The sequence below is a fragment of the Latilactobacillus sp. genome, assembly GCF_033176295.1.
GTDB classification, from domain to species: domain Bacteria; phylum Bacillota; class Bacilli; order Lactobacillales; family Lactobacillaceae; genus Latilactobacillus; species Latilactobacillus sakei.
This window is the reverse complement of the sequence record NZ_JAMQEX010000014.1, coordinates 20,814-32,903: the sequence shown is the minus strand read 5'-3', so window position 1 is coordinate 32,903 and position 12,090 is coordinate 20,814. Positions and strand designations below refer to the sequence as shown.

The window sequence follows — 12,090 nt, the reverse complement described above, 5'->3', positions numbered from 1 at the left end:
AGTCCTATTATGTCCAAACATTCTTTATTTGCTAAAAAGAAAATCGATGCAAGTCAATTTAAAAATGGCTTACTTGAACGAAACTTAACAGCGGTCGGCTTAACCGCTATGGGGGTTGGCGCCGTTGTGGGGGCCGGTATTTTCATCACACCCGGAATTATTGCGGCTAAATATGCCGGTCCAGGGGCAATGTTATCTTACTTATTAGCGGCCGTTGTTTGTGCGCTAGCAGCCCTTTGTTATTCTGAATTTGCTTCTACCATTCCACTAGCTGGTAGTGCCTATACTTACGTCTACACCGTCTTTGGCGAATTAGTCGCTTGGATTTTAGGCTGGGCACTGGTTTCAGAATATCTATTTGCGGTTGCTTCAGTTGCGGTTAGTTGGTCAGCTTATTTTCAAAATTTAATGGCCGGCTTTGAGCTTCATTTACCAACTGCGCTTTCGGCAGCGTGGGAACCTGGTAAACCAGCCGGTGTTAATTTAATTGCCGGAATTGTTGTTTTAATTGTCGGTTTCTTACTCTCAAATGGTATGCGCGAATCTACCCGGATTAATACCATTATGGTCGGCGTTAAAATTGCCGTCATCGTCATTTTCCTTGGCGTTGCCATTTTCTACGTTAAACCAGCAAACTTCCAACCATTCCTCCCTTATGGTGCCTCAGGTGTCTTATCTGGTGCAGCCCTGGCCTTTTACGCTTATATTGGGTTTGACGCTGTTTCAACGGCCTCTGAAGAAGTTATTAACCCCCAACGTGATATGCCAATCGGGATTATCGCCTCATTGTTAATTGCTTCATTACTATATGCCGCTGTCGCAACAGTATTAGTAGGGGTTGTTCACTATACAAAATTAAACGTTGGTGATCCTGTGGCTTTCGCATTACAATTGATGCACCAAAACTGGGTGGCCGGCATTATCTCATTAGGTGCCGTCGCTGGGATGACAACCGTTTTACTCGTGATGACTTACGGTGGAACACGTTTAATCTTCGCAATGAGTCGTGATGGTTTATTACCAGCCGTCTTTGCCAAGATTAATCCTAAAACACATGTACCAGTTGCCAATACTTGGATTTTTGCAGTCGTTACCAGTATCGTGGCTGCCCTCGTACCGCTTGATAAAATTGCCGAATTGGTTAATATCGGCACCCTCTTTGCCTTTGCAACTGTCTCATTAGGTGTGATTTTCTTAAGAAGAATTCCAAACTACAATGAGTTGCCTCAAGGCTTCAAAGTACCGCTCTATCCTATCGTGCCAATCCTCTCATGCATCCTCTGCGTCCTCTTAATGACGCAACTGCAAATGACAACTTGGATTGTCTTTGTCATCTGGCTCGTTATCGGATTGGTGATTTACTTTAGTTATAGCTATCACCATAGTCAACAAAGAATGTAAGGTATTAAAAAAAGCGTAACAACTCAATAATCAATTGAGTGTTACGCTTTTTGTGTGGCCATACTATATTTTAAACGCTCTAAGAATATCCCTAAACTCAATAAATCAGCGGTTCCACCTGGGCTGAGGTGCGCTTCAATTAACTGAGCATCAAATTGCCGTAATTTTCTTCTAACAAGTACCATATCATCTGTTTCTTGTAAAATTTCAGCTGCTACTTTTTGAACCATTTGCCAACCATCAATGCCACCTCGATGAACAAGATTCATATCCTGGACCTCAGTCATCAGCGTTAACATCAATAGTAAGTGGCGATCATCTTCTGGCAGCATTCTATATTTTTGTAAAGTTGGTAAAGCGATATATTCAAGTGATGGATAACCCGCTTCTGCTTCGCCCCGAATTCCTGTAAAGCCGTATTCTACATAAAGTTGCTCACCGTAACTAAGCTGTGTTTTATCTGTCATTTGACTAAAATCCCGACTCACAAGTCCCTTGGTCATATTGCGAATAATCTCGAAAACTGGTTTAAAGTTTTGCTCAACTAATTTAGATAGTGTCAAAGTCTGTCCAGCTCGTCCTATTGCGCCTAAAATAAAAGCATAGGAAAAGTTAGCACCTTTATGCGTATTGATTTGGCTCGTTGCCAGTAACATCTGCTTTTCGGCGTCTTGACCAATTTGTCTTAATGTTAAGAAAAGTTGCTGATCAGAGGTGCTTTGGTAACCAGCTTCAATATACGCCAATAAATATGCTTTTAGAGCAGCAATACTCTTTAAAAAAAGCGGATAATCCATATCATCATGGGCGCCATTTGATTCTGGATCGACTAATCCTGGCTTAGGCGCTAATTGCACTTCTGCAATTAGTGATTGGTATGCAAGTATCGCAATCGCTTTTAAATCGCTATTCAAGATGACGATGCCTCATTTCCTTAACAATAAAATCTAGTGAATGATTCAAATGCTCATGGGTGATTAGATTAATTTGGTTAATATCCTGATTCAACATACCACGATAAATTAACCAATGTTCTGCTAATGCCAAATCACATCTATCAGTACTTCTAATACAGATATCTCGAAAATAAACTAGGTATTCCTGTAATTCAACAACAATTGATTTTAACCGATACATCTGACTCTTATCATAAATAAACTGATTGAATTCAGAAAATTTCTGTAAAACAGCGGTTACGTCGCCCGCTTCATTCAAACGCCTAGTCTCTAATAACAATTGGTTTAATTGTTCAAATTCAGCCGTTGTCATTAACCGCATCGCCTGGCGCGTTGCCAAAGCATCAAGTTCTTTGCGAATTGCATAAATTTCATAGGCATCCTTCACAGAAATCCCCTTAACAATAACACCTATGCCTGGTTTTCTAATCACTAAATCTTCATCGGCTAATCGTTTTAGCGCGTACCGAATTGGTGTCCGACTAATATTCATCATCTCTGAAAAATACTTTTCATTAATTCTAACACCTGCAGGAATATCCCCTAGAATAACCGTTTTTCGAAGAGCCTCATAAATTAATTCTTTAATGGGACGATTTTGTGAGAGGTCAAGATTCTTAGCGACTGCATTAACGATTTTATCCATGCCAATACACCCTTCTTGTTTTTAGCCTCATTATATACTAAATTGCTTAGCACTTGTTAACTACCAGAACAAAACGTATATTTAAAATTCCGTCTCAAATTGAATATCTATTTTTTGAACTGGTACATCATAGAAACGATCTTCACGACGACCTAAGAAATCACGCGCCTGTTCAGGAAATAGTGCATACATCAAAACATCTTCAATATTATGTGCGTATTGTTGAATCTCTTTTTCAAATTCAGGTAATTGCGGTGCTAATAAATCAGCTGGCCGTTGTGTAATAGGCTGTTGGTCGCCAATAATCTTAGTAACCATTTCCGGTTTAATAGATACTGGCGGATGCCCATATAATCCCTTAACATAGTCCTTGATTTCGTTAGGTACCACTTGATAGCGTTGACCAGAAACTATATTCATTAATGCTTGCGTCCCAACCATTTGTGACAACGGCGTTACCAATGGTGGATAGCCTAAATCGGCGCGTACTTTAGGAATCTCTTCCAGTACTTCTTGGTACGCATCTGCCATATTTTGGGCCTGTAATTGTGCAAGCAAATTAGAAAGCATCCCGCCAGGCACTTGGTAAATAAGCGCCTTAGGTTGAATATCTTTCACCTTAGGATTAAGGATTCCTTCTTCTCGAAAACGATCTCGGATAGGTGCAAAGTAATCCGCAATTTCTGATAATTTAGTTTGATCTAAATCCACTTCATAACCTAAATTTTGCAAACTAATTAGCATTGATTCAGTCGCTGGTTGACTTGTCCCGCCAGCAAATGGTGAGATTGCTGTATCAATAATATCAGCACCGGCCTCAACTGCTTTAAGATAGGTCATTTCTGCAATACCACTTGTTGCGTGAGTATGCACTTCTAAAGGTAAATCAATCGCTGCCTTTATTTTAGCAACTAGGTCAAAAGCTGTTTGAGGTGTTAAAATACCAGCCATATCTTTGATGCAAATCGAATCAGCACCCATGTTAGCCATTTTAACGGCTAACTCAACGTAATAAGGCACAGTATGAAAAGCACTCGTTGTATAAGCAATTGTCATTTGGGCATGCCCACCGTATTTCTTAGTTGCTTTTAAAGCTGTTTCTAAATTACGAGTATCATTTAAAGCATCAAATAAACGAATGATATCAATACCATTTGCCAACGACCGCTCGATAAAACTTTCAACAACGTCATCAGCATAATTTTTATATCCTAATATATTTTGGCCCCGTAATAACATCTGTAGTTTTGTGTGTGGTACTTGTTTACGAATCTGTCGTAATCTTTCCCAAGGGTCTTCATTTAAATAACGAATACAAGCATCAAAAGTTGCACCACCCCAAACTTCGAGCGCATGATAACCAACCTGATCCATTGTTTTCAAGATTGGTAGCATATCCGCAATTGGCATTCTAGTTGCAATCAGACTTTGCTGACCATCTCGTAAAACAGTTTCCGTTATTTCTACTTTCCGATTCACCATCTAGCATCCCAACCTTCTTCGATTATTTGTTCAATTTTTAGTTGGACTTCTAACAGACCATGCTGCCGTGAACGACTACAATTTTTTGCATCCTGACCACAAACTAGACAGGTTCGTCTTGGTGCCCCTAAAGCTACGCGACTGACTTGTACTAATTGTTCCGACTCCCAATACAAGACATCCAAGTCCCAAATTGCCCCTAAGGGATTGCCTTGCTCAAAGCGAACCATCTCTTGCTTAATCTGTTTTGGTGCGATATTTAAAACAAAATAAAATTCTGGACCTGTTATTGCTTCAAGCTTGATTAACTGGTCAACAAGTTTATCCTTATATTGTTTTTGAATAGTTTCACAAAATTGTTGAACCAGTCCTTTTAATTTAGGTCCGGTTTTTATCGGGCCCGGAATCCGCATCGTACCACATAGTAAAGTCGCTTCTGGATATTTTTTAAGCAATCTTGTTTGATTAACAACACGCTGCTCACGTGCTGTTAACATCTGACCTAAATCGATGGCTGGACCTGTTAGTTGCCGGAATTCAGACATTTTTGACCACATCGATCAATGTACCGTCACGGTATTCAATTAAGGCAACTAGCCGATCCCCATATTTAATAGGTGCCGGTTCACCCGTAATTGCATAAGCTTTTTCTTTTAAGGCCTCAATTGTCAGTTGTGGGATTTTACTATCTTTGAAAGCAGCAATTAAATCCGTTCGCAGTGGATTAATCGCAATCCCAAGTTCGGTAACGACCACATCGATACTGCTGCCAGGCGTAACCACCGTTGTCACTTGGTCAACAATCGTTGGAATTCTTCCTCGAACGATTGGCGCAATCACCATACTCATCTTGCAAGCTGTACTTGTATCTGAATGGCCACCTGACGCGCCTCTCAGTACACCATCTGATCCGGTAATCACATTCACATTAAATTGCGTATCAATTTCCAATGCCGATAAAATTGCAATATCCAATTGGTTAATTACTGCACCTTTGCTCAAAGGTGATGCATACATAGCAGCATCGATCTCGTAATGTTCACTATTTTTACCTAGTGAAATCGCTGATGGATGATCAAAATCTTGAACATCAATTACTTTCTCTACTAAGCCATCTTCTAATAGTTCTGCCATTGCATTCGTAATACCGCCTAAAACAAAACTTGCTTTAAGGTTTTGATCAATCATTGCCTGCTTCAAAAAGCGGGTCACTGCTAGTGCTGCCCCACCGGTACCGGTTTGGAATGAGAAACCATCTTTGAAATAGGTTGATTCTGTAATCATTTTAGCCGCATACTCAGCAATTAATAGTTCCTTAGGATTCTTCGTAAAACGAGTTGCACCTTTGGCAATCCCCTCTGGATCTCCAATCGCATCAACTTCAACAACATAATCTACCAATGTTTGCGGAATACTGATTGGTGTATTAGGATATGGCATCAAACTATCAGTGATGATTACCACTTGATCTGCATATTGTGCATCAACCATTGCATACCCCAATGACCCACACGTTGTTTTACCCTTTACACCATTAGCGTTACCATATTCATCGGCACTAGGTGCACCCAAAAAGGCTACATCAATATGAATATCACCACGTTCGATTGCTCTGGCACGGCCCCCGTGAGAACGAATAATAACGGGATCAGCTAGAATACCTTCTGAAATTGCCGCACCAACTTTATCACGCAATCCGCTAGAGGTAACGTGGGTCACAACACCTTGTTTAATATAATCAATTAATGGTTCATGTACATTTGCAATTGAACTCGGTGCAATTGCAAGATCCTTAATGCCCATTTTAGCAATTTCAGCTAATACCATATTCATGATATAGTCGCCTTCTCTAAAATGATGATGGAATGAAATCGTCATACCATCTTTTAAACCAGTTTGAATAATAGCATCATGAATACTTGCTAATAGCTTACTATCTCTTGGTTTAACAGGATGTACTTTTTTAGTAGCACGTTGATAATCTTTAATGTTGGTTAATTCGCCAGCATAAACGCCATATTGGCTTGCGTATTGATCTGGAATATCCCGACCGACTTGATTAATCGTCATTATTTTACCTCCATATTAGCTGCTTTTGCCATTGCCAAAACGCGATATGCCCGTTCAACAATTGGTTTATCAACCATTTTTCCGTTAATCGCAATTACACCAGAACCCTTTGATTCTGCTTCTTCAATTGCGGCTAATACTTCTTTTGCATTTTGAATTTCAGCTTGCGTTGGTGCATAGATTGCATTAATAATTGGAATTTGGCGTGGATTGATAACAGATTTTCCGTCAAATCCTAATTGTTTAATGAGACTTGCTTCTTGTCGTAAGCCGTCTTCATTATCAACATCTGAATAAACAGTATCAATCGCGGCAATCCCTGCTGCACGTGCTGCATGTAAAATATAATTTCTAGCAAAAAACAACTCTTGACCATCTGGATAACGTCTTGTTTTTTGACTAGTAACATAGTCTTCGGCCCCAAGTGCAATCCCAATCATTCGATTTGAAGCGATAGCAATTTCACGTGCATTTAATACCCCTTCAGCTGATTCAATCGCAGCCATCATTTTAGTTGTCCCAACTGGTATTTGATAGTGACTTTCAACTGATTCAATCGCAGCATCTACAGCTCTGATATCATCGGCTGTTTCAGTTTTAGGTAGTCGAATAACATTAATACCGCCTAAAATCATGGCTTCGATATCCTGACGACCACCACTAGATAATTCATTAATTCTAACAACAGTTTCAACACTCTGATAATCAAATGTCTTTAAAGCTGAGTAGACTAACAAGCGTGCTGAGTCTTTTTCCTTCATTGAAACAGCATCTTCTAAATCAAACATAATCGAATCTGCACCATATAAAATTGCATCCCGTAACATTGCAGGGTTAGCACCTGGTACAAACATCATTGTTCTTCTTAAGCGATCCATTTGTTAATCTCCTCCCAATCGTAATCTTCTTTACCTAGGCCGCGATAAACAGCAACAATGGTTCTGGCCTTAATCGTACAATCCAAAGCACCTTTATCAACTGCATCTACCGTAACGTTTGTAATCTCAAATTGCTTTAATACGGATTCAATCATCGTTCTAATCTGTTGACCAAACTGTTTTTCAACATTACTTTGTAGTTTAATTTCTAAACCTGTCTTATTGGGACTTAAGGTAATCATAATATCACTTGATTCCATCGTCCCCGCTGTTGCAATTTGCTTTAATTCCATTAGCCCTAACTCCCTTTCAAAATTGTATAAGTCTGTTGTGGTACTAATTTTTGAACCGTTTCCCAATCATCCTGCTCAATCGCGGCCCGAACGCGAGTTGCACTAATCACCGTGCCATCTTGTGTGAGCCTTGGGATGATTTTTAGTTTAAGTTTATTCCCAAAAACGGCCATCATTTGTTCATTATAAATTTGCGTCACTGGCGATAAAGGTTCTTCACCCACCCAACGCGTTTGAATTGATAAAATAGGTGCAATAATTTCTAGAAATAAAGTGGCATCAACTTTAGCTTGTACCTTAGCAATATCTTGATTCGCTTTTTCCTTTAAAAAATAAGTTGGAAACGTCATATTGGAAACAATATAGTTATCGGTTGGCAATACCACGATCTTAGGATTATCTTGCGTCACTTGACGAACGATCTCAAGGCGTGTCGCTTCTGAAAAAGTCGAGCGATTCTCAGAAACGACAAACAGATATAGTACATCACTAGCGGCAGCCGCTGTTTCAATCAAATATTGATGTCCCAGAGTCAGTGGATTAGCGTTCATTACAATAGCGCCTATCCGCCGGCCTTCTCTTTTGGCAGTTAGTAATTTCTGACGATAGGTGTCAATATTAGGAAAACCTCGTTCCAAAACAACAACAGTATCCGTTTTTACAATGACTTTAAATCCTAATGATTCAAAATAGACAGCTGTTGCTGGTTTTGTATAAACAAAACTATGATGTTTTTGAAGTTCTTCCAGATAAGTCAACAGATCTTGAACCACTAATGCTAGTAAATTCTGGGACTGTTGGTTATTCTTAATTGCAACACATTTGATGATATTGTCATAAACTGAGCCGGTGGCGATCAATTCTTCACCTTCAAACAAACCAACCGTATAATCAACTTGCCAATCCGCCGTTAAACCAGATTCATTTAATAGCACTTGCCATTTTTGCGCTTCTTCTTGATTAATCGTTAACCAAATCCGTTTACTCGTTACCATTTTTAATTAACCGGAAAGAACTTGATTAATAATTTAGCTGCGACGAAAAGGATAAAAAGTACTAGAAAAACGCCACCCATTCCGAATATCATTAATTCTAAAGCAGTTTCTAGATTAGTCCACATTAAGCTTCTCCTCCTAGCTGAAAAATGATAGTAATAACCCACCGGCAATTACTGAGGCAATCTGCCCAGAAACATTTGCACCAACTGCGTACATTAATACAAAGTTTTTAGGATCTTCTTCTGATGCCATTTTCTGAATAACTCGACTTGACATTGGAAATGCCGAAATACCAGCAGCACCAATCATTGGATTAATTTTTTCTTTTCTAAAGATATTTAATAACTTAGCGAATAACACGCCACCCACTGAATCCATAATGAATGCGACTAAACCAAACGCAATAATCATTAATGTTTGAACATTCAAAAATAGACCAGCTTGCATCTTAACTGAAATTGTTAATCCTAATAAAATACTGACAATATTCACTAATTCATTCTGAGCTGTGTTGGATAACCGATCTAGTACACCACATTCTCGCAATAGATTACCAAACATTAGGAAACCAACTAATGGTAATGAAATTGGTGCGATAAACCCAGCCAAAATGGTGATAATGATTGGGAATAAAATTTTAGTCATTTTTGAAATATTTTCTGCTTTATAGGTCATCCGAATCTGACGTTCTTTTTTAGTCGTCACAGCTTTAATTGCCATCGGCTGAATAATGGGCACTAACGCCATATAGGAATAGGCCGCCACTGTAATTGGTCCTAGTAACTTCGGCGCTAATTGATTAGAAACAAAGATAGCTGTTGGCCCATCGGCTGCACCAATAATACCGATTGAAGCTGCTTCTTTAATATCAAAGCCGAACAACACAGCGACAACAATGGTGAAGAAAATTCCAAATTGAGCCGCCGCACCAAATAATAACATAAATGGATTCTGTAGTAACGGTCCAAAATCAATCATTGCACCAATCCCGATAAAAATTAATAACGGAAATAATTCGGTATTAATACCAGCATTGAATAAAACATCTAAAACGCCTTCTGTTTTGGAACCACCCACAACTTGTGTTAAAACCCCAGTCCCTGGGAAGTTAACGAGTAACGTTCCTAATCCCATCGGTACTAATAAGGTAGGTTCATATTCTTTTTTAATCCCTAAATACATCAATAAACAACCAATCAGCATCATCACAATTTGACCGATCGTAATACTTGTAATGCCTTGAACTAAGGCCGCCATAATAAGCCCCCCTATTTAATCGTAATTAATGCATCACCTGCATTAACCGATTGATTTCGTTCTACAAATATTTGTGATACTTGGCCAGCACGGTCAGCAACGATTTCATTTTCCATTTTCATTGCCTCTAAAACTAATAATGGTTGATTTTCAACAACTTGATCGCCTGGTGCTACCAATATTTTGATAACAGTTCCGGGCATTGGTGCTGCCATCGCATCAGCATCAGCTGCTGCTTGATTCACAACTGGTTGACTCTCTGATTTTGCTTCAGGTGCCGGTGCTGCAGGTTGTTCTACAGCTTGTGTGACTGGTGCCACCGGTGTTGGTGTGCCACCAATTTCTTCCATTTCAACTAAATATTCTTGACCATCAATTGATATTTTGAATTTTCTTAACATTATGCTTCCTCACTCACTCTCTTTTTAATTGAACGTACAACGTATTGTTGCTGTTCTTGTGTCGCCATCAAACAACTGGCAATCATGCTAACCCGTTTTGCCTCTGGATTAGGCACTAATAATCGCCGAACAATAAATTGACTCTGAGGATTTTCGCCACTAGCAATACTGGTCGCAATTAATATCACCTGTGGATATGCCTTAGGATTAACCGAGACGTATTTAGGTACCGTTAGCCATTCTTCTTTTATAGATTCTTCTGGCTGTTTAAGCGGTTCAGATACCGGTTGTTTTTGCTTTTTGAACCAACCAAACATCTCATCATCTCTCCTTTCAATTAAGAATGTTTAATGTTGTGGAATATAAAGTGGCATATGACCTGATAAAATAATTGTAATCACAAAGATGACAAACACCCCTAACGCATATTTAGCGGCTTCTTTTTGCCATTGCCCCATATCTAATCCTGTTAATCTTAATAATAGATAGATAAACGCAACCAATGGGCTGAGTAGATGGAATGCTTGACCCATTAATGAAGCTAAAGCCATATCCATATTACTGAAACCATATGCACGCCCCGCCTGTGCTAGAACCGGTAATACCCCAAAATAAAAACCATCATTTGAGATAAAGAACGCACCTGGTGCAGAAATAACAGCAATGACTAAGCCCCAGAAACCGGCTAATTGGTGCGGAATAATCTGAGTAAAGCTTTGTGCCAATGCTTCAGCCATTCCAGTTCCTTGAAATAATCCCATGAAGACCCCGGCTGCAAAGACAAGGATAACAACTTGAACGGCGTCCCCACCATTTTCACCAATTCGTTTAGATTGATCCTTTAAAGATGGATAGTTAACCATTAATGCAATACATGTGCCAACAAGGAATAGTAGTAATGGTGGCATTTCAATCGCTGAGATAAATGACCCTGCAACTAACCAACCAATTAAGACAATTGTCAAAATACCATTAAAAACAAAATTCTGTGGGCGACGCATTTTTTGAACTTCTGGATCAGTGACAGCCGTCATTTCTTCAATTTCAGCGTCTGTTAATTGCTTAACACCTAATCGTTTACGTTCTTGACGTCCCATATGTGGTGCAACGTAGAAAATAACGTAGGCTAATGCTAAAATCATCCCTGGTGCTAGATAGGCTAAAATACTAGCATCAACATTTAAAACGGCCATTGCTCTAGCCGTTGGTCCGCCCCAAGGCAGTAAATTCATGATCGTATTTTGTAAAATAACTAAAACACCTAAGTTCATTAGTTTCATATCAAGTTTTTTGTAGATTGGAATAAAAGCAGAACAACAGATTAAAGTAGTTGTTGTCCCATCCCCATTTAGGGAAACGGTTGCCGCAACAACGGCTGTTGCAATTAAAACTTTCATCGGATCACCTTTAGCGAAGTGAATCATCTTCTTAGTAATCGGATCAAACAATCCCGCATCTAACATAATTGAAAAATATAAAATTGCAAATAATAACATAATACCGGTGTTCGCTGTAGTTTTGATACCTTCTAATACGAAATCACCCAAAGTTCCTTTTTTAGCAACACCTGTCAGCATTGCAACAATAGCAAAGATCAGTGGAATAATAACTAGTGCTGTGAAAGGTGACATTTTTTTCTTCATGATAATATACATAAAAACAATAATCATAGCATAAGCAATAATAGTTAATAGCATGTTCTAACCTT

Annotated in this window: 14 protein-coding genes; 1 reads left to right on the top strand and 13 read right to left on the bottom strand. The window is 39.1% G+C overall.

The features are described 5' to 3' along the window. Nucleotides 1-9: 9 nt before the first annotated feature. Nucleotides 10-1,401: an amino acid permease gene (locus tag NDN60_RS07590; protein WP_056947952.1), complete on the top strand. Its 1,392-nt coding sequence runs from the start codon at nt 10-12 to the stop codon at nt 1,399-1,401. Nucleotides 1,402-1,442: 41 nt separating this feature from the next. Here NDN60_RS07590 and citG read toward each other — a convergent pair whose 3' ends face one another. The 13 genes from citG to NDN60_RS07525 all read right to left on the bottom strand — a co-directional run bounded on the left by citG (nt 1,443) and on the right by NDN60_RS07525 (nt 12,079). Further along, complete coding sequence (gene citG, locus NDN60_RS07585) at nt 1,443-2,315, bottom strand: triphosphoribosyl-dephospho-CoA synthase CitG (RefSeq protein ID WP_056947954.1); 873 nt, start codon at nt 2,313-2,315, stop codon at nt 1,443-1,445. Further along, nucleotides 2,308-3,003, bottom strand: a complete 696-nt coding sequence (locus NDN60_RS07580; protein ID WP_011374918.1) for a GntR family transcriptional regulator — start codon at nt 3,001-3,003, stop codon at nt 2,308-2,310. Before NDN60_RS07580 ends, citG begins: the two co-directional genes overlap by 8 nt. Nucleotides 3,004-3,084: 81 nt before the next feature. Next, nucleotides 3,085-4,485, bottom strand: coding sequence for an oxaloacetate decarboxylase subunit alpha (locus tag NDN60_RS07575; protein ID WP_099947674.1), 1,401 nt, complete (start codon nt 4,483-4,485; stop codon nt 3,085-3,087). Beyond that, nucleotides 4,479-5,030 (bottom strand): citrate lyase holo-[acyl-carrier protein] synthase, encoded by a 552-nt coding sequence (gene citX, locus NDN60_RS07570; RefSeq protein WP_157771047.1) that lies wholly within the window; start codon nt 5,028-5,030, stop codon nt 4,479-4,481. Before citX ends, NDN60_RS07575 begins: the two co-directional genes overlap by 7 nt. Beyond that, nucleotides 5,023-6,555 (bottom strand): citrate lyase subunit alpha, encoded by a 1,533-nt coding sequence (gene citF / locus NDN60_RS07565; protein WP_099947676.1) that lies wholly within the window; start codon nt 6,553-6,555, stop codon nt 5,023-5,025. Before citF ends, citX begins: the two co-directional genes overlap by 8 nt. Beyond that, nucleotides 6,555-7,433 carry a citrate (pro-3S)-lyase subunit beta gene (gene citE, locus NDN60_RS07560; RefSeq protein ID WP_041820867.1) on the bottom strand — a complete coding sequence of 293 codons (879 nt, stop codon included), beginning with the start codon at nt 7,431-7,433 and terminating at the stop codon, nt 6,555-6,557. Before citE ends, citF begins: the two co-directional genes overlap by 1 nt. Further along, nucleotides 7,421-7,726 (bottom strand): citrate lyase acyl carrier protein, encoded by a 306-nt coding sequence (citD, locus tag NDN60_RS07555; protein WP_011374923.1) that lies wholly within the window; start codon nt 7,724-7,726, stop codon nt 7,421-7,423. The genes citE and citD overlap by 13 nt, the downstream gene beginning before the upstream one ends. A 5-nt stretch (nt 7,727-7,731) precedes the next feature. Then, on the bottom strand, nt 7,732-8,721 hold the full coding sequence (citC, locus tag NDN60_RS07550) for a [citrate (pro-3S)-lyase] ligase (protein WP_099947677.1): 990 nt from the start codon (nt 8,719-8,721) through the stop codon (nt 7,732-7,734). A 2-nt stretch (nt 8,722-8,723) separates the two neighbouring features. After that, complete coding sequence (locus tag NDN60_RS07545; RefSeq protein ID WP_011374925.1) at nt 8,724-8,846, bottom strand: OadG-related small transporter subunit; 123 nt, start codon at nt 8,844-8,846, stop codon at nt 8,724-8,726. A gap of 13 nt (nt 8,847-8,859) precedes the next feature. Then, nucleotides 8,860-9,981, bottom strand: a complete 1,122-nt coding sequence (locus NDN60_RS07540; RefSeq protein WP_076632381.1) for a sodium ion-translocating decarboxylase subunit beta — start codon at nt 9,979-9,981, stop codon at nt 8,860-8,862. A gap of 11 nt (nt 9,982-9,992) precedes the next feature. Next, a complete protein-coding gene (locus NDN60_RS07535) occupies nt 9,993-10,382 on the bottom strand; it encodes an acetyl-CoA carboxylase biotin carboxyl carrier protein subunit (protein WP_056947971.1) in 390 nt (129 codons plus the stop codon). Beyond that, nucleotides 10,382-10,699 carry a hypothetical protein gene (locus tag NDN60_RS07530; protein WP_056947973.1) on the bottom strand — a complete coding sequence of 106 codons (318 nt, stop codon included), beginning with the start codon at nt 10,697-10,699 and terminating at the stop codon, nt 10,382-10,384. The genes NDN60_RS07535 and NDN60_RS07530 overlap by 1 nt, the downstream gene beginning before the upstream one ends. Nucleotides 10,700-10,729: 30 nt before the next feature. Further along, a complete protein-coding gene (locus tag NDN60_RS07525) occupies nt 10,730-12,079 on the bottom strand; it encodes a CitMHS family transporter (protein ID WP_011374929.1) in 1,350 nt (449 codons plus the stop codon). Between the last annotated feature and the right edge of the window lie 11 nt (nt 12,080-12,090).